Source organism: Pseudoalteromonas luteoviolacea (assembly GCF_001696455.1).
GTDB classification, from domain to species: Bacteria; Pseudomonadota; Gammaproteobacteria; order Enterobacterales; family Alteromonadaceae; genus Pseudoalteromonas; species Pseudoalteromonas luteoviolacea_C.
The window spans coordinates 88,516-111,465 of sequence record NZ_MAUJ01000009.1 but is presented as its reverse complement, the minus strand read 5'-3'; the positions used below and the strand labels follow the sequence as shown (position 1 = coordinate 111,465).

20 protein-coding genes are annotated in these 22,950 nt (G+C 45.7%); 11 read left to right on the top strand and 9 right to left on the bottom strand.

What is annotated here, in order from left to right:
• The first annotated feature begins 35 nt into the window (after nt 1–35).
• From A7985_RS21000 to glmS, 5 genes are all read left to right on the top strand, one after another.
• Nucleotides 36–1,295, top strand: a complete 1,260-nt coding sequence (locus A7985_RS21000) for an efflux RND transporter periplasmic adaptor subunit (protein ID WP_065792416.1) — start codon at nt 36–38, stop codon at nt 1,293–1,295.
• Between the two features lie 36 nt (nt 1,296–1,331).
• A complete protein-coding gene (locus A7985_RS20995) occupies nt 1,332–2,033 on the top strand; it encodes an ABC transporter ATP-binding protein (RefSeq protein ID WP_065792415.1) in 702 nt (233 codons plus the stop codon).
• A 34-nt stretch (nt 2,034–2,067) separates the two neighbouring features.
• Complete coding sequence (locus A7985_RS20990) at nt 2,068–4,479, top strand: ABC transporter permease (RefSeq protein ID WP_065792414.1); 2,412 nt, start codon at nt 2,068–2,070, stop codon at nt 4,477–4,479.
• Between the two features lie 329 nt (nt 4,480–4,808).
• On the top strand, nt 4,809–5,585 hold the full coding sequence (locus A7985_RS20985; RefSeq protein ID WP_065792413.1) for a DeoR/GlpR family DNA-binding transcription regulator: 777 nt from the start codon (nt 4,809–4,811) through the stop codon (nt 5,583–5,585).
• Between the two features lie 30 nt (nt 5,586–5,615).
• Complete coding sequence (gene glmS / locus A7985_RS20980; protein ID WP_065792412.1) at nt 5,616–7,436, top strand: glutamine--fructose-6-phosphate transaminase (isomerizing); 1,821 nt, start codon at nt 5,616–5,618, stop codon at nt 7,434–7,436.
• A gap of 192 nt (nt 7,437–7,628) precedes the next feature.
• Here glmS and A7985_RS20975 read toward each other — a convergent pair whose 3' ends face one another.
• The 3 genes from A7985_RS20975 to A7985_RS20965 all read right to left on the bottom strand — a co-directional run bounded on the left by A7985_RS20975 (nt 7,629) and on the right by A7985_RS20965 (nt 9,678).
• Nucleotides 7,629–8,228, bottom strand: coding sequence for a hypothetical protein (locus A7985_RS20975; RefSeq protein ID WP_065792411.1), 600 nt, complete (start codon nt 8,226–8,228; stop codon nt 7,629–7,631).
• A gap of 388 nt (nt 8,229–8,616) precedes the next feature.
• Entirely contained in the window at nt 8,617–9,201 is a 585-nt protein-coding gene (locus A7985_RS20970; RefSeq protein WP_141685408.1) for a hypothetical protein, read from the bottom strand.
• 228 nt (nt 9,202–9,429) lie between these two features.
• Complete coding sequence (locus tag A7985_RS20965) at nt 9,430–9,678, bottom strand: helix-turn-helix domain-containing protein (protein WP_063355901.1); 249 nt, start codon at nt 9,676–9,678, stop codon at nt 9,430–9,432.
• Nucleotides 9,679–9,954: 276 nt separating this feature from the next.
• Between A7985_RS20965 and A7985_RS20960 the strand changes: the two genes are divergently transcribed.
• Nucleotides 9,955–10,233: a helix-turn-helix domain-containing protein gene (locus tag A7985_RS20960; RefSeq protein ID WP_065792409.1), complete on the top strand. Its 279-nt coding sequence runs from the start codon at nt 9,955–9,957 to the stop codon at nt 10,231–10,233.
• A 152-nt stretch (nt 10,234–10,385) separates the two neighbouring features.
• Here A7985_RS20960 and A7985_RS20955 read toward each other — a convergent pair whose 3' ends face one another.
• The 5 genes from A7985_RS20955 to exbB form a co-directional block, all read right to left on the bottom strand.
• Nucleotides 10,386–10,862, bottom strand: coding sequence for a YbaN family protein (locus A7985_RS20955; RefSeq protein ID WP_065792408.1), 477 nt, complete (start codon nt 10,860–10,862; stop codon nt 10,386–10,388).
• Nucleotides 10,852–11,463, bottom strand: a complete 612-nt coding sequence (locus A7985_RS20950; protein WP_065792407.1) for a biliverdin-producing heme oxygenase — start codon at nt 11,461–11,463, stop codon at nt 10,852–10,854. Before A7985_RS20950 ends, A7985_RS20955 begins: the two co-directional genes overlap by 11 nt.
• Before the next feature lie 103 nt (nt 11,464–11,566).
• Nucleotides 11,567–12,430: an energy transducer TonB gene (locus A7985_RS20945; RefSeq protein ID WP_065792406.1), complete on the bottom strand. Its 864-nt coding sequence runs from the start codon at nt 12,428–12,430 to the stop codon at nt 11,567–11,569.
• Nucleotides 12,427–12,858 carry a TonB system transport protein ExbD gene (gene exbD, locus A7985_RS20940; RefSeq protein WP_065792405.1) on the bottom strand — a complete coding sequence of 144 codons (432 nt, stop codon included), beginning with the start codon at nt 12,856–12,858 and terminating at the stop codon, nt 12,427–12,429. The genes A7985_RS20945 and exbD overlap by 4 nt, the downstream gene beginning before the upstream one ends.
• Nucleotides 12,858–13,688 (bottom strand): tonB-system energizer ExbB, encoded by an 831-nt coding sequence (gene exbB, locus A7985_RS20935; RefSeq protein ID WP_065792404.1) that lies wholly within the window; start codon nt 13,686–13,688, stop codon nt 12,858–12,860. The genes exbD and exbB overlap by 1 nt, the downstream gene beginning before the upstream one ends.
• 258 nt (nt 13,689–13,946) lie before the next feature.
• Here exbB and A7985_RS20930 point away from each other — a divergent pair, with 258 nt between their 5' ends.
• The 4 genes from A7985_RS20930 to A7985_RS20915 all read left to right on the top strand — a co-directional run bounded on the left by A7985_RS20930 (nt 13,947) and on the right by A7985_RS20915 (nt 20,794).
• The gene (locus tag A7985_RS20930) at nt 13,947–14,459 is read left to right on the top strand and encodes a sigma-70 family RNA polymerase sigma factor (RefSeq protein ID WP_063372068.1); all 513 of its coding nucleotides are present in this window, start codon (nt 13,947–13,949) and stop codon (nt 14,457–14,459) included.
• Between the two features lie 6 nt (nt 14,460–14,465).
• Nucleotides 14,466–15,452: a FecR domain-containing protein gene (locus A7985_RS20925; protein ID WP_065792403.1), complete on the top strand. Its 987-nt coding sequence runs from the start codon at nt 14,466–14,468 to the stop codon at nt 15,450–15,452.
• A 127-nt stretch (nt 15,453–15,579) separates the two neighbouring features.
• Complete coding sequence (locus A7985_RS20920) at nt 15,580–18,282, top strand: TonB-dependent receptor domain-containing protein (RefSeq protein WP_081310665.1); 2,703 nt, start codon at nt 15,580–15,582, stop codon at nt 18,280–18,282.
• A gap of 31 nt (nt 18,283–18,313) precedes the next feature.
• Nucleotides 18,314–20,794, top strand: a complete 2,481-nt coding sequence (locus A7985_RS20915; RefSeq protein WP_065792402.1) for a PKD domain-containing protein — start codon at nt 18,314–18,316, stop codon at nt 20,792–20,794.
• A 69-nt stretch (nt 20,795–20,863) separates the two neighbouring features.
• On the opposite strand, the gene A7985_RS20910 is transcribed toward A7985_RS20915, so the two are convergent.
• A complete protein-coding gene (locus A7985_RS20910) occupies nt 20,864–21,391 on the bottom strand; it encodes a TlpA disulfide reductase family protein (RefSeq protein ID WP_065792401.1) in 528 nt (175 codons plus the stop codon).
• Between the two features lie 346 nt (nt 21,392–21,737).
• Between A7985_RS20910 and A7985_RS20905 the strand changes: the two genes are divergently transcribed.
• Nucleotides 21,738–22,922, top strand: a complete 1,185-nt coding sequence (locus A7985_RS20905) for a cellulase family glycosylhydrolase (protein ID WP_065792400.1) — start codon at nt 21,738–21,740, stop codon at nt 22,920–22,922.
• Nucleotides 22,923–22,950 lie beyond the last annotated feature (28 nt).

Here is a 22,950-nt window from a genome sequence, read left to right as displayed (position 1 = left end):
GATCATTAGATATCTAGGCTAAAGGAGCTGATGTTATGGATAAAAAAATTGCTAATAAACATTACCGCCGTTACACCAAGCCGGCACTTTTTAGCTGTTTCGCTTTGTTGGTTGGTTTTGGCGCGTATAGTCTAAGCCAGTCGGCAGAGCAGGGACAAATGCAAACCGTTAATAAGGCGGGGGTGACTGTCAGCTCTGTGATCAGTGGTGAGTTTAAAAACGCGTTGAATATTCGCGGACAAGTCGTGCCAAAAACAACCATATTGCTAGACACAGTGTCTGGCGGCCGTGTAGAGGGGAAATTAGTGGAGCAAGGCGTTTACGTTGAGCAAGGGCAGCCTTTGGTGCGACTCTCAAACACAAATTTGCAGCTGGATGTAATGAGTCGTGAAGCTCAAGTGACTGAGCAACTTAACTTTTTACGTAACACGCAAATGACCATGACCACCAACACGCTAAACCTTAAGCGCGATTTGCTAGACATCGAATTACAGATAAGTCATTTAGAACGCCGGCTCAGACAATCTGAGGCGTTGCTTCAAAAGGGCTTAACGAGCCAAGATGAAGTGGACGAAATCCGTCAAGATCTGCAGTACAACCGCGACATTCATAAACTCACGCGAGAGCGTCAAAAGCAAGAGACCAGCATTCGTGAAGTGCAACTGGCTCAACTTGAAGACAGTGCCAAGATGCTGCAGAACAATCTGCAATTTGCCCGTAAAAATCTTGAGAGTTTACAAGTGACAGCACCTGTATCTGGCTATCTCAGTGAACTAGATGTGCAAGTGGGTGAGTCAAAACAAGCGGGTGCGCGTTTAGGACAAATAGATATTCCGGGAGAGTACAAACTGGCAGTGAGCTTAGACGAGTTCTATTTAACACAAGTATCGTTAGGTATGTCAGTAGAAATATCTCATGGCAGCAACATGTTGCAAGCACAAGTCAGCAAGATTGATAGCCGAGTGACCAATGCGCAGTTTCAAATTGAAGCCGAGTTGCCGTCTGGTATTCAAGACATCAAACGTGGACAAGGTTTAGATGCCCAATTGATGTTTAGCGATGAGCAAGCACAGGCGACACTGCTGCCGCGCGGAGCATTCTTTACCACCAGTGGCGGCCATTGGGTCTTTGTAGTCAACCGTGACGGCAGTCAGGCTGTGCGTCGAGACGTGCGCTTGGGTAAGAAAAATCAACATTACTATGAGGTGATTTCTGGTCTTGCACCTGGGGAGCAAGTGATCACCTCAAACTACGGCAATTTTGATAAAGCCCAAGTATTAAATTTAACAAACTAAAAACGATAAGCACCTATAAAACATTAAGGAACAATCATGATTAAGCTTTCTAATTTAAATCGCGTGTTTAGAACACATGATATCGAAACAACTGCATTGAATGGCATTGATCTTACGGTTGAGCAAGGGGAGTTTGTAGCCATAATGGGACCTTCTGGCTGTGGTAAGTCCACATTACTTTCTATTTTAGGGTTGTTGGATGCGCCCTCTAGCGGCAGTTACAATTTTGATGGGACTGAAGTTGCGGCGTTCTCTGAGCAACAGATGGCAAATTTACGCAAAGCGTCGATTGGTTTTGTCTTTCAAAGCTTTAACTTAATTGATGAATTAACCGTATTTGAAAATGTCGCGCTGCCATTGCAGTATCAAAATGTCTCAAAATCTGAGCGCACTCAGCGTGTCGAAGAAATTTTAAAACGTGTGGCAATCGACCATCGCGCCAGCCATTTGCCGCAGCAACTTTCGGGCGGTCAACAGCAGCGGGTCGCGGTAGCACGTGCACTGGTGATCAACCCGAAACTGATCTTAGCGGATGAGCCAACGGGTAACCTTGACTCTAAAAACTCTCAAGAAGTGATGGCCATGCTACGGGAGCTCAATCGCGAAGGCACCACGGTGATTATGGTGACGCATTCTGAATCCGAAGGAGCATATGCTGACCGAGTAATACGTCTGCTGGATGGCACAATCATTGTAGATAAAGCGAGCCAGGTAAATCATGCAGCGAGTGTTGCTTAACACGAGAGGCTAGCAAGGAGCCTTAGGAGTTATTATGTTTTCAAATTATCTTACAACGTCTTTACGTGCTTTCTCCAATCATAAACAGCATTTTGCGCTAAATATTTTGGGCCTGAGCATTGGCTTGGCGGCCGCCATTATGGTGACTTTGTTTGCGGTATATGAGCTGTCATTTGATCGCACTCAGCCACATGCGCAGCAGGTCTATCGTGTACATACCGACTACCGCAGTTGGGGTTTACAACTCGTTGGGACCGCTGGCAGTGATGCCCCCGAAATGATGAAAGAACATTCACAAGTAGAGGACGTTTTACTCCTTGCGAATGCCGACGGCTTAGAGTTTTACAATGCGGCATTGGCACTGACGGTGAAGGTTGCTGATAGGCAGGTGCAGTTACCAAGTTTTTATGCTGTCAGTGGTAATTTGCTCGACTTTGTCAATCTCAATGTGTTGTCTGGGTCGCTACAGGATGCCATTTCATTACCTGATCAACTGGCGCTCAGTCAAAGCACGGCGATCAGCTTATTTGGCCATACCAATGTCGTTGGGGAGCAACTAAACCATGACTCGGGCAGTTACACTGTTGCTGCGGTATTTGAAGACTTACCTGACAATACGCACTTTTATTTTCATACTTTAACAGCGGTTCCTAAGCATGCGGACCCAGATGTGCATGGTTACATTTATATGCGTTTAGCGTCCAATGCAAATTCAACGGCGGTTGAAGCGGAGCTCAACCGCACGTTTAATGAGAGACAGCAAGGGCGCAGAAAAACCCTAACTTTGCATATGGTGCCGCTACTGGATGTGTATTTTAATAGCAATGGCCCATTTGAAATGAAGCAAGGTGGCTCTGAGCAAGTGATGTGGGTAAGCGTCGCATTAGCTGTCATCTTACTACTCGTGGCAAGCACTAACTTTATTAACTTGAATATAGCAGCCGCAGCCAGACGTGCAAAAGAGGTCGGAGTGAGAAAAGCACTGGGTGCCAGTCGGTTGCAGCTAATACAGCAATTTTTAACTGAAGCCCTACTGGTGGTCAGTATTTCAGGTCTAATCGCACTGGCTTTAGTCGAAATAACATTGCCTTGGGTGAATCAAATGCTGGGCAGAAACCTAAGTTTAGACTTTTCGGCTTGGTTTTTAGTCTCTGTGGTTGGGGTGATAATGTTAGTGGGCGTACTGTCTGGGTTATACCCCGCGCTGTTTATTTCTTCATTTAGCGCAAAACGTGTTCTTAGTGGAGATTTGCAACGAGGTCAAACCGCTATTTGGGTGCGAAAGCTCACCTTGTATTTGCAAAGTGTCTTATCGATTGCTCTGATCATCGCAGCGGTGACTATCTACAAACAAATGGCACTGGTGAATGATTTAGAGGTTGGGTATGGCAAAACAGACAGGCTACTGGTGAAGTCACTGCCATCCGAATTACTTTTCAAAGCGGATAATAACCGACTATTTGACAGTATGCGTGCACTCCCAGGTGTATCGCAGGTGACGATCAGCAATACGAACTTAACGGTCGATATGAATGGGGAATTATTCTTAACGTGGCCCAATGGTGAGCAAATTGAAGGCACGCAGCCTACGGTATCAACGGGGTACCATGCGGTGGATACATTGGGACTGACCCTGCTGGCAGGGCGTGATTTTGTGCCTCAGTATGGTTCTGACTGGGCACACACGGATGACCAAGATGTCAGGCGTTATGCCATTTTAATCACCGAGAGCTTGATGAAATTGGCCGGCTATGATGATCCAAACGACATCATTGGCAAACAAGCCTCCGCGCACCGAGGACGAACTCAAGTGACCATTGTCGGGGTGGTTGCAGATGTAAAATTGGGGTCAGCGAAACAGCAAAAACTGCCACTTTCCTTTCGCTTGGGCGTAAATAGCTTGCCATCAGCGGATATTGTTGTGAAATTGGATAAGAGTGCATCGACTGAGCTGGTATCGAGACAAATTCAGGCGATGGTCGTTGAGCAATTGAAATTACATGAAGTGTCTATTACCCGTATTGAGGATGAATACCAGCGAGCGCATATTAGTGAGCACCGTGTTCAACAATTGGTTTTGTTTTTCAGCTCATTGGCGGTGTTTTTAACTTGCCTAGGGGTGTTAGGTTTGGCTTCATTCTCTGCGCTGCGCAGGCAAAAGGAAGTCGCGGTTCGTAAAGTGCTGGGCGCTTCTCGATATAGCATAGTGAATCTGTTAGCAAGGGAATATTTGGTGTTAATCGCAGCTGCGGTATTGTTGGCATTCCCGGCGAGTTACTGGTTTCTAGATGGTTGGTTGAGCAACTTTAACGAGCGTATTTCACAAGCGCTTTGGGTTTATTTATTCAGTGCCGTGTTTGTCGCGTTGAGCACGTGGTTAACTGTGGCAGTACTGGCATTTCGTGCAGCCAGTGTGCGCCCATCGCTTATCTTACGCTATGAATAAAACCAAAAAGGGTCAGCTTGTGCTGGCCCTTCAACATTGTGATTAATTGCCCTGCAAAAAATGAAGTGGGCATTTTGATGGCGAAAACTACCTGAGGTGACAGTTTTCGTTTTGCTAACACCCCAATCGTTGGGACCAAATAATACCCTCGTTAATCCTCCTGAATATCCATTTTTACTCGCACATACGCTATTCGGGTAACCCAATATGTTGGGTTTAAGGGGAGAATCGTGGTCAGAGTCAGCTTTTTAAACAATGCGCTTGAATAAACAGCAAAGTTTCGACTACAATGCACATAAATTTCGAAACGAAACTTATGTGAACCTTAGATGACAAAACGAAACACGCAACAGCGCCGACATACCATAGTCTCACGGGTAAATAGTGAAGGTGAGGTCAGTGTCGAGGCATTAGCTGCCGAGTTCGAAACATCAGAAGTTACGATTCGAAAGGATTTAACCGCGCTTGAAAAAAGCGGCTTGTTACTGCGCCGATATGGTGGCGCGGTGGCACTACCAAAAGAAATTGTTGCGACCAACGGCGATAAGCAAGATCCCCTGAGGAAAGTGTCTATAGCCAAAGCGGCTGCCGCACTGATCCGTGATCATAATCGCATTATTATCGACAGCGGCAGAACAACAGCTGCCATGATCCCTGAACTGGCAGATAAACGTGGTCTGGTCGTTATGACCAATGCCATCAACATCGCCAACCGACTACTGTCGTTGGAAAACGAACCCACCTTATTGATGACCGGTGGCACTTGGGACCCCCATTCTGAGTCGTTCCAAGGCCAAGTTGCCGAACAGGTGCTACGCTCTTATGACTTCGATCAGCTATTTATTGGCGCCGATGGCATTGACGTGGCACGCGGCACAACGACGTTTAACGAATTAATTGGTTTGAGTAAGGTGATGTCAGAGTCAGCCAGAGAGGTCATCGTGCTGGTGGAGTCTGAAAAAATTGGTCGCAAAATACCGAATTTAGAGCTGCCTTGGCAGCAAGTCACGACCTTGATCACCGACAACACCTTGGCGTCAGACATGCGTCAAGCGATCGAGGCCCATGGCGTAAACGTGATCTGTGCAGAGATCACACAAGATTAAACACACAAACGTGCAAAAAATGGAGAGATTATGTGTGGAATCGTAGGAGCTGTGGCAGAGCGCCCAGTTAACCGAATTTTAATTGAAGGTTTAAAACGTTTAGAGTACCGCGGCTATGATTCAGCGGGTGTGGCGTTGAGTGATGCGGGCACGTTGAATACAGTTAAAGCGGTGGGTAAAGTGGTTAACCTTGAAAGCGCACTGGATAGCGCGAATGTGAAAGGCACAACCGGTATTGCGCACACACGATGGGCAACACATGGTGGTGTAACCGAAGCGAACGCTCACCCACATTTATCAAATGAGCAAATCGCACTTGTGCACAATGGCATCATTGAAAACCATGAAGCATTGCGTGTTGCACTTCGTGACGATGGCTACACTTTCTTATCGGATACAGATACAGAAGTAATGGTGCACCTAATTCACCAGCTACGCCAGCAGCACAAAACATTGCTAGAAGCTGTTCAAGCTGCGACTAAACAGTTAGAAGGTGCATACGGTACTGTTGTTTTCGATAAAGACAACGACAACGAAATCATCGTGGCACGTTCAGGTAGCCCACTGGTTATCGGCTTAGGCCTTGGTGAAAACTTTATCGCTTCTGATCAGCTGGCATTGTTGCCTGTGACACGCAGCTTTATCTTCCTAGAAGAGGGCGATGTTGCGCGTATTACACGTGATACGGTTGAAATCTTTGACGTTGAAGGTAACCCAGTTGAGCGTGAAGTCGTTGAATCAAACATCACGCAAGATGCTTCTGGTAAAGGTGAATACCGCCATTACATGCTAAAAGAAATTTACGAACAACCTCTGGCTGTACGTAATACCCTTGAAGGTCGTCTTGAAAATGACAAAGTAGCGATTGACGCGTTTGGTGACAGCGCCAATCAAATCTTTAAAGATGTGAAGCATGTACAAATCATCGCATGTGGTACGTCATACCATTCGGGTATGGTTGCACGTTATTGGCTTGAGCAATTTGCAGGCGTGAGTTGTAACGTCGAAATTGCGTCAGAATTCCGCTATCGTGAGTCGTTTGTTCACGAAAATAGCCTATTGGTCACGATTTCACAGTCAGGTGAGACCGCTGATACGTTGGCAGCGCTACGCTTGGCAAAAGAACAAGGCTATATGGCTTCAATGACCATCTGTAACGTACCTGGCTCGTCGTTAGTACGTGAATCAGACTTGGCATTTATGACCAAAGCTGGTGCAGAAATCGGTGTTGCTTCAACAAAGGCATTTACTACGCAACTGGTTGGTTTATTGATGCTAACGGCTTCTATCGCACAAGAAAAAGGCCGCGATCAGAGCGTTATTGTTAATGCAATTAAGACGCTTCCAAACAAGCTAGAAGAAGCACTGAGCATGGCTGACGGCATTGAAGCACTGGCTGAAGAGTTTGCTGATAAGCACCATTCACTATTCCTAGGTCGTGGTTCTCAATACCCGATCGCGATGGAAGGTGCATTGAAGCTTAAAGAGATCTCGTATATTCACGCAGAAGCGTATGCGGCGGGTGAGTTAAAGCACGGCCCACTGGCACTGATCGACGCTGATATGCCTATTATTGTTGTTGCACCAAACAACGAACTACTTGAAAAGCTTAAGTCGAACGTTGAAGAAGTGCGTGCACGAGGCGGTATCATCTATGTATTCGCGGATAAAGACTCTGCATTCTCATCAGATGACACAATGCGTGTAATGAACGTAAACCACGTAGAAGACATCATTGCGCCTGTTGTATATACAATCCCACTACAGCTGTTGTCATACTACGTTGCCGTAATTAAAGGCACCGACGTTGACCAACCTCGTAACCTAGCTAAGTCGGTAACGGTTGAGTAATTGGGTTGATTTGAAAAAGGCGCGCAAGCGCCTTTTTTGTTGGTGACATCAGATAATGGCATTTAATAGTCTAAAACAGGGCCTTTATGACTGACTGGTCGTGATAGCCTAATAGGCTCAGCTTGCTGTGAGAAAGTGGTGTAGCGGGTATTGCTTGAATATACAGTCGCGGTCGTACCTGAGCTGGCTGAATTACTTCGCCTTTTCAACATTCGAATAGGCTATTTTAGAAATGACTTCAGGAGTCACTTCGTCTAAATCCCCCAGTTTATCTAGAATTTCACAGACTTCGCGTGAAGATTGATTCAGCGCGTCAATGACCTCCTCTCCTAAATCATTTTTCAGGTTTGGTGAATGATTGATAATTAAGAAATTGCTTTGTAAATTCCTCACCAAATGATTAACGCCAGAAATGGTTTCGCGATATACCGAGATTTTCTCTAGCTCTTTTTCTAACGCAGCATGTTTGATGAGCTCGTTAAAGTACTTAATGGTGAGTAAAGCGCAGGACCAAATGGCGAGGAGTGCAATGCCACGGTTAAACAGCACCTTCCAGAGTTCTCCACCACTGGGGGAGCTGAAAAAAGCGATCACAGTGAATAATGAACAGAGCAGGGCCAAAATTAACGTGAATCTTATGTTTTTGGCCCACAAAGAGATCAGAATTGGAATGATATGAGGTACCCCGCCCGCAACACCCAACGGAATATGTGAGTCGACAGCAAAAACAATGCACATGGCCAAAACAGAGAGCAGCATCACGAGGTTGCTATTAGCATGTTGAGTAGTCATTTTTGACATCTTTCCTTATAGGTTTTTTGCCATAGACGGTGCGTCAGCACACCCCGTAATGAAAAATTTGAACGACCATGGCGACTCGAGTGGTGTTATTAGACATGTTAGCTTAATTCTAGAAGAGTGGCGGATAATTGGCGTAACAGGAAAGGGGTAACGATGCAGTGTATTAATACCAAAAATATAACGGGCAGTGATATGAGCCAGTATGCACTGGCTCATCAATTGGTGAGCAATTAGACGAAGACACCACGCTTAGATGCGCGACTCGACGACGTTAAAATATGCTAGCTACCAAAGAAAAGGCCCATTGATAGTCTTAACTATGTGAACAATTAATATGCAATATTTCATATTTTAGAAGTTAAAAAATGACTATAAAGCATTAAGTAAGCTGTCTATTTTTCACCTTTAAGATCAGCATAGTTAGCAACAGACCACATGTTAAGGCAATTATTGCATAGCCATATATCTCGTAGGTGTCGTAGATAAACGTCAGTGAGTGCCAGCCCAATGCATTTCTTAGCGAATTTTCAATTAAAGCCAATATATTCACAACCCCTGCGGCTATAAATAGCCAATGAAACAAGCCATCAAAGTCTGTGAGTATGATTTTACTAGAGCTTGAGAACAAACGAGATATCTGAATTCGAAAAACAAAAAGTAACACCGCAAAAATGTTTATTAAGAGCTGTAGACCAAAGACGATCGTACCAATAATTAGGTAGTTATCGTCATGTTGCCCTAAATCTATTACCCCAGTTGCAAACAGGCTATATTCAGCCACTGCTATAAAAGCGAGCATAAGCGATATATGGCATATGTTTGGCTCTTTGTTTATTGCGCCAAATAAAAAACAGAAAGTTAAGACTGACAGGTAAAATTGAAATATATAAACAGGGTTATCTATTTGAATGTAGAAGGCGACAAGTGCAATTACTGTAATAAGTATCGAATGTACTATTTTCATATAGTTAATGACTTATGTTGCAAGCTTTAGTCAGTATGTAATTTCAAGCTTGGTTTTCAGGTGATGAAAAGGTTTCGCTTGAAGCAATACCATCTAAAGTTTACGGGTTTTGTTTTGGTAGCGTTGTGTTTTCAGGCATGCAGATTTTAGCTGAGTGCGGTCTATTTGGTTTCCACATCGAACCGCCAGTTATCCATTTAAGTTGTACCTTATCCAGAGATCTCATCATTATTCCTTATCTTTAATATCTTCTTGGTTAGTCAATTTGTTCGATATATTGCTAATCTGTATCATCAGAGGGTTAATGTCAATTTTACAATAAGCCAGCCATTTGAAAAAATGACTGATCCTTGGCTCGCCTACCCCAAGCTCATAATTACTCACAGTTTCTCTGGTGATATTTAGCTTATCGGCCATTTGTTTTTGAGTTAAACCTGCTTTTTTCCTCATGGCTTTGAGGTCGTCACCGCTTATCACATTTGATTTCCTTATTGTGCAAATATCAAAGTTTTTACCTACTAACACCTAAGTTGATCTAAATGACCTCTATCCAGTGCTGTATTGAGAGGTTAATCAAGCTTTGATTAGTTTGCTAAAAATGCTGATGGCAAGAAAATTTCTGATAAATAATCCTTTTTATAAAATTCGAAGATTTTTCCGCATTAAGCGCCTTATATTATTAACAATGTATTTTCATAAGTAAATATGGAAATGAGTAAACGCAGTTGATAGAGCGCATTGGCGAGGGAAGCGATGAAAAACAATGTAGTGAGAAGAAAGATAAAAGTGAATAGCCTGATGACGGAAGTGCAGCATAACTTACGTCGACTAAGAAAAAGAAACAAGCTGACACAAAGCCAGTTGGGTGCAAAACTCAATGTAGATCAGGCCACTATCAGTAATTTCGAAACTGGTAAAACGGTGATGACCGTGGCCCAACTCTATGAGATGTATTTAATTTTTGGCGATGATTTTGACTGCCCATTTATTCATTATACCGGTCAGGAAAATAATATGAATACGCGAGTATAATATTTTTGGATAATCGAATATGTCACCATGGCATAAATAACCCATTGCGTTGTGGGGGCGTTCTTCAGTCTTAAATAGCAGCCGAGCTTATACTTTAAATCGTTGGTATAACTTGGCAAGCGCAAGGCGCTGGGGTCGACATTACGGCGCAATTAATGCGTCACTCCCCACATAAGCGCGACGACGATTGTCATTAAAATTAATATCATATTCACTTGTTTTTCGCGTGAGCGATTTGCAGGCTCGCCTTCTTTACTGGGTTTGGCAAATAAGTAATTGCAGATAAATGCGAACAAAATGAGCAGAGCGACCTGTAGCCAGCCAAATGACAGTGTCATACCAGAAATAACTAAGCTTACCGCCATGCTGATGGCTGCAAAGTACTTGGCTTTTTTGGGTACTATGCGCCGTGTTTGCCAGTTGCTAAGGGTTTTACCAAACTTTGGGTGCGTGAGTAGCCAGTTTTCAAGTTTGTCGGATGATTGAGAAAAGCACCACAGTGCGATAATCAAAAAGACCGTGGTTGGCATCACCGGCAAGATGGCCCCAATAAAGGCCAAACCAAGCGAAAAAAAGCCACCCAGTAGGTAGCTATATTTTACAGCAGTACGCTTTAAATTATGCGGCATGGGGGCTCGGAGCTTGCGTGTAGCTCAGCTCAACTAGCTGATTGGCAAATTTAAAGGCCGCTTGTGCGCCCGCTAACATGGCTTGCTCTTGTTGTTCGTTGAGCGGCGCGTCTTCAATGCCTTGCATAAACTGACGCCAGTGATAACCTCTGCCGATATCTGACCCCGCTAAAAAGCGTGCGCCAAATTCGCCATTTAGCCCCAGTGTTTCAGCTTCTTTGGCGAGCACGGCCGCACCAAGCTTAGAGCCTTCGATAACGTATAACCAGCCTAGACTTTCGTATTGAGATGCGGTGATGGCTTCGAGACTTTGAATCGGCTCAGGGTGCGATAGTTCAAGGTCTTGAAAGTCTAAAGTGAGTTGTTGAGTACGCTCTCTGGCTGCTAAGTCCGGGATCAGTTCAGCTAACTTCACATCTTGATACAGAGACTCGACATGTTTCATAAGGTGGTATTGGTAACGCAAAAACTGACCATAGTTTGCTTTACTCTCAAATGGCGATTGCGCCATGATTTTTTTATCAAGTTGATCGTGCACACTGGATGTTGAGGTTCTCAGTTTGCTCATTCTTGGGTAGTTGGCGGCTCTTAAATTACTCATCTGTTTTGAAACTCGTTGGCTTTTATAAATAAGAACGAACGAGTTTTAAAAACCCTCAAAGTATTCTTGAAATAAATCTCTAATATGGCCAATGACAAGGTATTTATTTCTTAATAAAGAAGGCAATAGGAACCGCCATCGTAATGGGGTTACCCGCTATGCTGTCTGGTGGGGGAGGCAATGGTTGAGCACGTTTAACCAAAGCGACCGCTTCTTTATCGAGTGCCGTGATACCGCTGGCCTTGTATAAGCTCACACTGAGCACTTCGCCTTGGCGATTAATACTAAATTTAACCCAAGGTGCGCCTTGTTGTGCACGTATTTTGGCGCTGCGCGGATAACGTTTTTTGCGCTCTAAATGAGCTTGAACTCGCCCTTTCCACACCATTTGAGCTTGAATATGGCTGTTACTATGGGCCCCCTTGTGCGCCGTTGAGGTATTCTGTGTCGCTTTTTGCGGGGCACTGTCTGGTTGACTTGCTTGGCTGCTTGTTTGACTCTCTGACAGGCGTTTTTTTGTGGTCACTTTGGTCGGTTTGACTTCCTCGGGCTGACTTTTAACTTCTGCAGGTTTGGGAGTCTCTTTTTTAGATTCTTTTGGTTTGGGCTTCTCGCTAGGTTTGGCAACCTTCACTTTGGATTGGGTGTTCTTTATTGGTTTAATCGCCGTTTTAGGCTGTGCCTCTGGTGGTGTTTTTGGCGCAACTTGCTGCGACTGGGCAGCCGTTGATGCCTGCTGTTCAGGACCGACAGGTTGCTTGCTTGGTTCATATTTTGAGGCGGCAACAATACTGACTTCAAATGCGTTAGGGCTGGAAGCTGGCGGTGGCGTCAGAGATTGCGGTGCTTGCCACATCAGCACCGCTGCAATTGCGATATGCAGCGCGAATGCGGCGAGGACCGCAAGCACCCATTTTCTACGAGCGTGCTTGCGTGTGGTGTGGTTTGGACCTGCGAGAAGGCTCATTGGGCGGTGTCTACCTGCTCAGTGCCGACGAGGGCTACTTTGCTATATCCTGCGGTTGCCAACTGATTCATCAGCTCGATAAAGTCGCCATAAGGCACTGCTTTGTCGGCTCGGATCATGATGGTTTTGCTTTTTTCAATACCTTGGTTTTGCAAGGTATTTATCAGCTGTGATTGCGCCACCTCGATATCATCCCCCAGTGTTAAAGAGCGATCTTTTTGCAAAGTGAGGTATATCGGTTTGTCTTCTTGCGGTTTTGCCTCCTCAGCAATCGCGGGCAGATTGACAGGCACATTGACCGTTGCAAGCGGTGCGGCAACCATAAAAATAATCAACAATACCAGCATGACATCGATAAAGGGGGTGACATTGATTTCATGTTGCTCACTGGGAACCGACGGGTTTTTATTTGTGCTTGAAAAGGCCATTAGCTTGCTGCCTTTAAGTTTGTTTTGTCTTTTGTTGATCCTAGCGTCAGTTTGCTAGAGAGCGCTCTTGCATGGGGGTGATCGCGGTCCAAATCACGGCTAATAAGCACCATAAGCGCAGTCACAATATCGGCGGTTTGAGCTGTGTAGCTGGCAATCGAGCGTGAAAAGTGGTTGTAGATCACCACCGCTGGAATAGCCGCAACTAACCCTATGGCGGTGGCGAGCAGTGCTTCGGCAATACCGGGCGCAACAACGGCCAAGTTGGTTGTTTGCGTTTTGGCGATGCCAATAAAGCTATTCATGATCCCCCACACGGTGCCGAATAGGCCAACAAAGGGGGCGACCGAACCAATGGTTGCGAGTACGCCAGTGCCGTGGTTCATATTTGCACTCAGGGTGGCTTGAACACGCTCTAATCGAGCAACAATACGCTCTTTGAGACCCTCGTCTGAAACCGCACCGGCAGCTGACAGTTCTAGCTCGTGTTTGGTCGCGTGTACCAGCAGCATGACCTCGTGTTCTGTGCCAGCAGTGGCCTGATCTGCATCACTGAAACTTTGGCTATTTACAAGGTGAGTAAGCAGTTGATGGGCGCTTTTTTTGGCCTTGGAAATTTGAATGGTTTTGTATAGCCAAATCCCCCATGTGGCAACGGATGCCAACAACAATCCTATCATTACGCTTTTAACAATAATATCCGCTGCTAGATACATCCCCCAAGGAGACAGATCATGGCCAGAAAAAGCGCTTTCAGTCTCACCTGCAAGTGCTGGAGTCGCTGCGAGTAGACTCACTAATAAAAAACACAGAGAGGGACGAAGAGGCATGGGTAACTCCTAAAGAAAGGTGGTATTGATTTTTAAATAGTAAAATCAATATTTTAAATTTTTTGTGCTGGTTTTACTGACGCTGGGCAGTAGATAATTTTACAGCTTCTACCCTTATAGACGGGTGAGATCCATAAACCCGTAAAAGAAAATGAAAATATTTTTAAAGGAATAAATTATTGGAATTTACGCTTTAAATGAGATTGAATATCATTTACACTTTTGCGATTTCCAGCATACAGTACGGGTAGAACACTTTTGTCTAGTAACACCTCAAACAGTTTAAATAGCTTATACCAAGCGCACTACGAGTGGTTGGTAAAGTGGATCGCGCGCCGTACTCAAAACTGGGGAGACGCACAAGATTTAGCGCAAGATACCTTCGTCAAACTATTGGGCCGACCTGATAAGACCGAAGGGATTAAAAGTACCAAAGCATGGCTTGCCAAAATTGCTGACAACCTCGTCATTGACCAAGCGCGTCGTCAAATCTTAGAAAGAAACTATTTAGCCATGTTGGCGAATATGCCAGAAGCGATGGCCCCGTCAGCTGAACAAAAGTGGGAAACACTGGAACTGCTGGATCAAATCGATAAACTGTTAAATGGTCTAAAACCAAAAGAAAAGCTCGCTTTTTTAATGGTTCGACTAGAGGGCTTAGCATACAAAGAAGTGGCGAAGCAGCTTGGCGTCAGTTTGTCTTCTGCCGAAAAATATGTCGCCAAGGCGATGATGACTTGTTACATGAACACCTATGGTTTGGATGAGTAAGTCGCGATGAGTTCAAGTCAACGTACCTCCGTCGCGATACCCGAAGAGGTGGTACGCCAAGCAATCGCGTGGCGTATCAAGCTGGAATCTCGCGGCCAAGATGGCGCAACTTTACAAGCTTGTGAGCGCTGGCGTTTGGCTCAGCCAGAGAATGAGCTGGCTTGGCAAAGACTCTGTAATTTAGACTCGACGTTTAACAAGGTTGCCCAAGCCGCCCCAACACTTGCCAAACAAACCATCATGGAAACCGACACTGAGTTAGAGAGTCTGTCTCGCCGACAAGCTTTAAAAAATATGGGTGGATCCCTGTGTGGCATACTGGCAGTAAGCTGGTTATCGTACGAGCAAGGTTGGCTCGACCCTGTCTATGCCGATCATGTTACGGATGGTAGTAAAGCGTTGGTCAAGCTTGCTGATAGCAGTCAGCTGTGGCTCAATCAGCACTCTAGTGTGCAAGTTGAATTTACCGATACCAAGCGTGCAATCAAGGCTGCGAGGGGCGAAATACACCTGACAGCGGCGTCTGACCATCGACCTTTTGAAGTGACCGTGAGTCAAGGTGTACTTAAAACCCAGCAAGCGACGTTCAATCTCAGAGAAGAAGATGATTACTCACTGTTGCAAGTGGATGACGGTGAAGTATGGATGTATGCTAATAGCGGCTATTCACGTCAAATCAGCGCCGGTGAGGTGGTAAAGCTTGCTGATTTGGCAGCAAACAGTATGAATGCTGAGCGGTTTGATTACAGTGCTTGGGTCGATGGCGTGTTTTCAGTCAGAGATATTCCACTTAAAACCTTGTTATTAGAGTTATCTCGTTACCGGACGGGGTTACTTCGCAGCGAACCTACGCTTGAAAATCATTTGATCTCCGGTGTATTTCAACTCAATGACCACGACCTTATTTTAAAAACACTCGCACGTACCGTGGGCGCTGAACTTCAATATCGCACGCGTTATTGGGTGCAACTTAAAGCAAAATCAATCGCTTAATTCCAAATCTCCGGTATTTCTAAATCCTCAAAATACTTAAATGATAATAAATTTCATTTTTCTTTACGGGTTTTGAGGGTTGGTTCGGCTTTATAAGTGAGAAACAAAAAACTGGAACCAAAACTCAATGCATAATCGCACTAATTTACCTTTTGTCCCAACTGTATTAGCGGTGGCTTTAAATTGTATTTGTTTACCTGCCTACGCCAGCGACGCTGTGATGGCACCAAACGCAATCGAGTTTCAGCTGCCAGCGGGTAAGTTAGGCGATGTGCTCAATGTGTACTCTCGTCAGGCGCGTGTGACGCTATCTTTTGAAGAGCACCTTGTAGAAGGGGTGACGGTACCAGCGATATCAGGCGTATTTGACAGCCAAACGATGTTGCTGACGCTATTGAGCAACACCAATTTGCAGGCGATCCCTGTGGGTGCAGGCGCGTGGATCATTCAAGCCAGTTCCAGTAAAGGTGTGATGACACTCGATACCATTCAGGTGCAAACACACAGCGACAGTGCGAAAGCCAAAACCTATCAAAGTTCATCGTCAGTGAATGTGGTAACGCGCGAAAATATCGAGCGATTTAGAGGTACCAGTGTCGGTGATATTTTTCAGGGTGTGGCAGGTGTGCTAGTGAGTGAAAATCGAAACTCCGGCGGGCTGGACATCAATATTCGCGGCATGCAGGGGCAGGGGCGAGTGCCTGTTGTGGTTGATGGCAGCCGTCAGGAGACCACGGTTTATCGTGGTTACGCCGGCGTGTCTAGTCGCAGCTATATCGACCCAGATCTGATTGGCTCTATGCAAATAAATAAAGGGCCAACCATGTCGGCAGCGGGCACCGGCGCGACAGGCGGTCTAGTGACGGTAAAAACGTTGCGTGCGGATGACATTGTCAAAGAGGGTGAACTCAGTGGTTTTAGAGCGCGCGTAAGTGGTATTGGCAATAGCAGTGCACAGCCACAGCCCGGCACTTATGCTGGCTACTATTTACCGCATAAAGTGTATATTTCAGACTGCCGATTTGAAAACAGTGTTAACTGTCCAGAAAACCGCAAAATGCCAGAGCGCTTCGCGCCTGTTGAAGGCATGGACAGACCCAGTCTGTTTGATTTTTCGAGCTATGCGGGCAGCTTTGCTGGCGCACAGCGCTTCGATTGGGGCGATTTGGTGATAGCCTATGCGAAGCGTAAACAGGGCAACTATTATGCGGGCACAAATGGCCCAGCGCCGACGCTGACATACAGCGAACCTAAACAGGCTGCTTGGTATAAGGAGACAACGGTCGAAAGAGATGGGGTGTCGCGATTTCGCGCAGGAGAGCGCATTCCCAATACCAATTTTGAGAGCACCTCATGGTTGGTGAGTTCAACCGTATTGATGCCCGCAGATCAGAGTTTAGAGCTGAGCTATATTCGCTACAACAGCGAGTATGGTGAGATGATGCCATCACAAGTGAAATCGTTTGGCCAATCGAGACAGTGGCTAAACAGTGAGGTGCTCAATCAAACCTTTACCATGGCTTATGGGTGGCAACCTGTAGAGCTCGACAATATAGATTTGGAAGCCAACCTGTGGCATACCGACTCAGTGACAGATCTGAATACGCCGGGCGTCGGTTCAGTTGACCTAGAAAGCAATACGGCGAGAACCGATGATTATCAGCGCTTGGGTGCTGATGTCTCTAACACTATGCTGTTTTATCCAATGGGTGAATTGAAATGGCAATACGGTATTGCCGCCCAGTGGGAAGAGGTGGACACCAATACGCCGGCTTCAGAGGGGTTTTACGCAGGCTCAAGAAGCGGCAATAAAGATGAGTTCAGTGCGTTTTCCAACCTGACTTGGCAACCATGGCAGGATTGGACCTTTGAAGCGGGGTTGCGTTACATCCGTTTTTCTTCAAAAGATAACAACCCTTTACCACTGGCAAAAGACAATGCGGCATGTATCTCAGATGGTGCTGACGGCTGCTTACCGGTTTACTACCGTAATAAGCACTCCGGTGGTGCGCCCATGGTGTCTGCGACGTGGGCCTTTGCCAAACATACTCAAGTGTACTTGCGTTATGCTGAGGCGCTCAGAATGCCTAGCTTGTTTGAAAATACCTCTGGGTTTTCTGTCAGCCCAGCGCTTGATATTCCGCTTAAGGCTGAGCGCGCTTTAAATAGAGAAATCGGGATTAATTACTTTAATGAAAACACACTCGATGCGGGTCATGTTTTTGGCGCAAAATTGGCGCTATTTAGCAACCATGTGGATGACTACTTAACGCGAACACAGCGCAATGCCTTTGAAGACAAGCGCAGTGCGTTAGATGAATTTCGTCTGAGGAATATCGACAGCGTTGACTTAAATGGCGTGGAAATCAATCTGAGCTATGAAACGCCAGATTGGCTATTTGAATTCAGTGGTACCCATTACGGCAAAATAGAGGTGTGTAACAAGGGGAGCTTTGTACGATACCACTGCACCGACTGGGGCATACCAAACAGTTACTTCAACAATATGGTGCCCCCTAAGTGGCACGCGAGTGTGCACTTTGGCTACAAGCTGCTAGAGCAAAAACTTGAGCTTGGTCTGCGCGGTACGTTAATGGGTAAACGAAACCCTATTCCAAAATACAACGATGACTTTGGCTTTCTTGAGCCTGTGGAATGGCACAGTTACCGCCTAATTGATTTTTACACTCGATACAAATTTAACGACATGGTGTCAGTGGACTTAACCATAGACAACATCACAGATCGTTACTACTTAGATGCCCTGAGTTTAGGTTTAGTGCCTGCTCCTGGCAGAACCGCAAAACTCAGCTTAACGCTCGCGTTTTAGACCAATCCAACCCTGAACAACGGAGAATCGCATGAATCGTGCTCTCAGTATTTTGGCTGCATTAGGGGTGTCAGTCACACTAACTGCCTGTGGTGGCAGTTCTGATAACAATACAACAACCCCAACGACTACGCCTACAGCACCAACGACGCCTTCAACAGGCACGGGCACAACGACCGAAAAGCCAGTGGCAGCAATTAACGTTACCTCGAGCGAAGGCAGTTCATTCTCTGTTGAGCAAGGGGATGTCACCGTCACACTCAGTGGCGCAGAAAGTAAAGGCAGCGCCGACAGTACATTAACGTACGACTGGGAAATCACGACGTTACCGCCATTTAGTAAAGCGGTTTTAAATAGCGAGGACGGTGTGGATACGCAATTTACCGCGGACCTGCCTGGCGACTATGTAGTTCGCCTGACAGTTAAAGACGGTGAAAAAGAGAGTGAAGCCTCAACCATACAGTTTACCGCAACGAGTACTAAACCTGTTGCAGTGACAAAAACCAGCTATGAAGAACCTCTTGGCACTACGACGGTCGATTTAGATGCCAGTAACAGTATCTTGCCGACCGGTGCTGAAGGCGAATTAACCTACAGCTGGACCCTTGTAGAAAAGCCACAAGACAGTGCTGCAAAGCTCAATGATAGCGATCAAGAACTCGCGAAGCTGGACGTTGATGTTGTTGGTGAATACAAGATGCAGCTAGTTGTGAGCTTAGGTGACAATGCCGCTGATCCAGTAGATGTGGTTGTAAAAATATATACCGCAAATGTTGCTCCTGTGGCTAAAGTTGAAGACTTAACCATCACGCTAGGTCAACAAGCTGTGTTAGATGCTGGCGAAAGCTTCGACCCTGAAGGTGAAGCACTGCAATATCGTTGGCAGTGGGCGTACAGCCCAGTTGAACCTGATAATGTGCCATTGCCAACGTTGGAAGGTAACAAAACAAGTACACTGAAATTCACACCTGTGGCGGCGGGCGAATATGCCTTGACCATGTTTGTTTTTGATGGCGACAAAAAAAGCGACACGGCTGAAATTAAAGTAACCGTTGAGAAAGATCCTGAAGCGACGAGCAATGCAGCACCCATTGGTAAATTGCACGCAACGGGTTACTACCCATCGTACAGTATTGGCGAGCAAGAAGTAGGTTTAAGAGCTGAGTTTAACTTTATCGGTTATGACCCAGAAGCCGATGACATTTCAATTGTGGATGCCGAGCTTATCCAAAAACCAGAAGGCAGTACGGTTGAGCTGGTTGATATTGGCTCATGGAAACCGCTTGGTAAAAAGATCCAAAAGTTGGATGTAGAAGGGACTTATGTTGTCCGCATGACGGTGACTGACGGCGTCAATCAAGTCACCAAAGAAGCGTCAATGGAAGCTAAAATTGGTAACGTAAATGGTCAGCCTTCAACCCGTGGGGTCGATGCCCAATCGAAATCAGTGATTGTCGGTAACGACCTAGTATTTGATGCATCGAGTAAAGATCCAAACAATGACCCAATGACATTCCATTGGGAGTTAGTAGATAAGCCAGATGGCAGTAATGCGGTGATTGAGGCGGTAATTGAGCCAGAAAGCCAAGAATACCGCCGCGCTAGAGTCAAAACGGATGTGCCGGGGTCTTACACCGCGCGTTTGATTGTTGAAGACGATCGTGGCCTGATGGCGAAGTCATATTCTCAAGACACAGGGTTTGCGAAAGTGTCGAACACCGTGCCTGAGATCCGCTCTGTAGTGTGGGCAAGAAGTTGGGGCAGATTGAGCCAAGGCGAAAACTATTATCAAATCTTGCCTTGTATGTCGTTGCTACATCGCCCAGTGATTGTGGATGCTGATGGCGACGAAGTACATTGGCACCAAGAGCTAGTGAGCACACCGGCAAGTGGTGGTACGTTTACCAGCTACCCAGACAAAGCGGATTGCCCAGATAGCCGAGGCCAAGTATTTAGCAAGCCGGGCACTTACGTATTCCGTTACTACGCGACTGACTTGATCAATGACGCTGAGAACTACGATTTTGTGGTTAATGTCGACTCTATGGAAGATGCCAAAGGGGTGAGATTGCGCAGTTTAAATGCGGATGGCGAGAGCCTATGGCACCCATTACCGTACGAGAACAAACCGCCTTTCGCCAGCGACTTTTACTCTAGCTCTAAACCTTACTTAGAAGAAGGCGCTACACAGTGGTCCATGACGGCAGTAGACGGTGATTACACCATCGAGAATGTCAAAGTAAGCCACATTAATGGTGGGTTAGACGATTTAACACCGCGCTTTGAAGGGTTGAGTGAAGGCTTAGTGATTGCCAAAGGTGATGCATTAAACTTCCAGACCATCTACCCGAAAGTACCGTGTATCCGTACGGATGACAAAGCGGAAGGTTTCCATTTCTCGTTTAACATTAAAGAGATCCCAGAAGTGACCTTCGTACTGGAAAACTGGCGTGCTGCGAATGATGGCATTCTGAGTGAATGGCGTGAATGTGAGGCAGGCGAGCTAAAATAAGTTTAATTCCTGATACATAAAAATTTGTATTTGCAAAGCCCTACAAGCTCTTTAGCTTGCAGGGCTTTTTTAATGTTTGGCGGTACTGCCGTCACTTAATACCGCTTGTATAGCCGCTAGCATAGGTGGTGCTATTTGCTCGCTATAACCTGCTTGTGCATAGGTGATTTTGCCTTGTTTATCGATCACCATGGTATAGGGGAGGCCGGGCTTGTTGAGTGTGTTGTATAAGGCATGTTTTTTATCAAACACAAACTCCAGTTGCAGGCCTTTTTTCTCAAATTGTTTCACAAGTTTTTTGTATGTGCGTCTTGTTTGTCTGAGCGTGCCCTCTTCTCGGGTATTAACGACGATAATACGGATCTTATCTGTGCCCAGCTTACGTTGTAGTCCCTCTAGTAACGGCAATATTTTTTTGCAATACGGGCACCAAGAAGCCCAAAAAGTAACGACCGTTGGGGTATCAAGGCTACGAACAACCGGCGTCCCTTGTTTGTTTAGGCCAATGATTTGTTCGCTGCCAAAGTGTGTTATTGCGGCTTGTGTGGAGGCAGTGAAACACAGTGCCCACAGTAGCAAAAGGAATTTATTTAACATGTACTTTTATCCTGTTTATGCGCCGTGACAAAGAAGGGTGCGCCCTATTAATGAATAAACGTAATTTATTTGAAGAGATAACAGCCGTGACAGCTTCTAGCTCTAAAGGTTAAGCGCATACGCCTAAATTAAGTTGTATATACAAGAGCGCTGAAAGAGGGTTTTGACCTTCAGCCATGGAGGTTGCTCGTCATTTTTGAACATTGTATCTCCCCGAATCCTTAAACATATCACGCTAATTTTAATACTTTGCGATCAAAACCACGCTCAGCGCTAAGCATTTTGTGCGCAACCGTGTATATCCTTATTGGGAACTAAAAAGTAAACAACATGTAAAGGAAACAAAATGAAATCGATTTATCTAAGCGCCATCTCTTTGGCTGTTGGGCTAGGATGTAGTCAGGCATACGGGCAAAGTTGTGATGGAGTAAATGCCTACCCAAATTGGCCACAACTGGATTGGCAGGGTAAACCCAGTCATGCCAATACGGGTGACAAAATGCAGCATGATAATAAGCTCTATCAGGCGAATTGGTGGACCAAATCTGAGCCTGGCAGCAATGCTGCATGGCAATACCTAGGGCGGTGCAGTGATGGCACGCAAGTATCCCCGATTGAAAAATATGGCCGTTTAAAGGTGTGTGGTACAGGGCTGTGTAGTGAACACAACGCGCGTATTCAGCTGCGAGGCATGAGCAGCCATGGATTGCAGTGGTATGGGCTTGGTAAGTGTATGACGGATGTGAGCTTAGATGTTTTAGCGTATGACTGGCAGGCTGATATTGTGCGCTTGAGCTTGTATGTACAAGAAGGCGGTTACGAAAATGATCCAGCAGGATTTACTGCGCAAATGAATACCTTAATTGATAAAGCCAGTCAGCGTGGGCTTTATGTTCTGGTGGATTGGCATCAACTCAATCCGGGCGATCCGAATTTTAATTTGGACTTAGCAAAACAGTTTTTCACCGACATTGTCACCAGCAATAAACATCGCAAAAATGTGATTTATGATATTGCCAACGAGCCAAATAAAGTCGAGTGGTCTCAGATCCGCCACTATGCAGAGCAGGTGATTCCGGTCATCAGAAATATTCAGCCCGATGCATTGATTTTATTGGGGACACACGGTTGGTCTACATTTGGTGCGTCTTCGGGGGGCAGTGTTCAAGATGTACTCAATGACCCTGTGAAATTCGATAATATCATGTATACCTTCCATTTTTACGCGGCATCACACAAAGACTACTATCGTACCGTGCTCGACCAAGCGTCAGATGTTTTACCTGTGTTTGTCAGTGAGTGGGGCACGCAAAACTATGATGGCGATGGCCCCAATGATTTTGTCAGTGCGCAGCAATACATTGATTTGATGGCACGAAAGAAAATCAGTTGGACAAACTGGAATTACTCGGATGATTTTCGCAGTGGTGCCGTATTCAAGCGGGGTGCTTGTACAAATCAAAACTTTACTGACAGCCAGCTTAAAGAAGCGGGGGCTTGGGTAAAAGCACGGATCGGCGAAGGTCGATAAATAAAGTGGCTATAATTGGGCATATTTG

What these genes read in the sequence shown, in the direction of transcription:
- A7985_RS20970 (WP_141685408.1), bottom strand. Translation starts at nt 9,201, where the DNA reads ATGAAAATAGTACATTCGATACTTATTACAGTAATTGCACTTGTCGCC.
- exbD (WP_065792405.1), bottom strand. Translation starts at nt 12,858, where the DNA reads ATGGCCTTTTCAAGCACAAATAAAAACCCGTCGGTTCCCAGTGAGCAA.
- A7985_RS20985 (WP_065792413.1), top strand. Translation starts at nt 4,809, where the DNA reads ATGACAAAACGAAACACGCAACAGCGCCGACATACCATAGTCTCACGG.
- A7985_RS20915 (WP_065792402.1), top strand. Translation starts at nt 18,314, where the DNA reads ATGAATCGTGCTCTCAGTATTTTGGCTGCATTAGGGGTGTCAGTCACA.
- exbB (WP_065792404.1), bottom strand. Translation starts at nt 13,688, where the DNA reads ATGCCTCTTCGTCCCTCTCTGTGTTTTTTATTAGTGAGTCTACTCGCA.
- A7985_RS20960 (WP_065792409.1), top strand. Translation starts at nt 9,955, where the DNA reads ATGAAAAACAATGTAGTGAGAAGAAAGATAAAAGTGAATAGCCTGATG.
- A7985_RS20990 (WP_065792414.1), top strand. Translation starts at nt 2,068, where the DNA reads ATGTTTTCAAATTATCTTACAACGTCTTTACGTGCTTTCTCCAATCAT.
- A7985_RS20950 (WP_065792407.1), bottom strand. Translation starts at nt 11,463, where the DNA reads ATGAGTAATTTAAGAGCCGCCAACTACCCAAGAATGAGCAAACTGAGA.
- A7985_RS20910 (WP_065792401.1), bottom strand. Translation starts at nt 21,391, where the DNA reads ATGTTAAATAAATTCCTTTTGCTACTGTGGGCACTGTGTTTCACTGCC.
- A7985_RS20925 (WP_065792403.1), top strand. Translation starts at nt 14,466, where the DNA reads ATGAGTTCAAGTCAACGTACCTCCGTCGCGATACCCGAAGAGGTGGTA.
- A7985_RS20945 (WP_065792406.1), bottom strand. Translation starts at nt 12,430, where the DNA reads ATGAGCCTTCTCGCAGGTCCAAACCACACCACACGCAAGCACGCTCGT.
- A7985_RS20975 (WP_065792411.1), bottom strand. Translation starts at nt 8,228, where the DNA reads ATGACTACTCAACATGCTAATAGCAACCTCGTGATGCTGCTCTCTGTT.
- A7985_RS20905 (WP_065792400.1), top strand. Translation starts at nt 21,738, where the DNA reads ATGAAATCGATTTATCTAAGCGCCATCTCTTTGGCTGTTGGGCTAGGA.
- A7985_RS20920 (WP_081310665.1), top strand. Translation starts at nt 15,580, where the DNA reads ATGCATAATCGCACTAATTTACCTTTTGTCCCAACTGTATTAGCGGTG.
- glmS (WP_065792412.1), top strand. Translation starts at nt 5,616, where the DNA reads ATGTGTGGAATCGTAGGAGCTGTGGCAGAGCGCCCAGTTAACCGAATT.
- A7985_RS21000 (WP_065792416.1), top strand. Translation starts at nt 36, where the DNA reads ATGGATAAAAAAATTGCTAATAAACATTACCGCCGTTACACCAAGCCG.
- A7985_RS20995 (WP_065792415.1), top strand. Translation starts at nt 1,332, where the DNA reads ATGATTAAGCTTTCTAATTTAAATCGCGTGTTTAGAACACATGATATC.
- A7985_RS20955 (WP_065792408.1), bottom strand. Translation starts at nt 10,862, where the DNA reads ATGCCGCATAATTTAAAGCGTACTGCTGTAAAATATAGCTACCTACTG.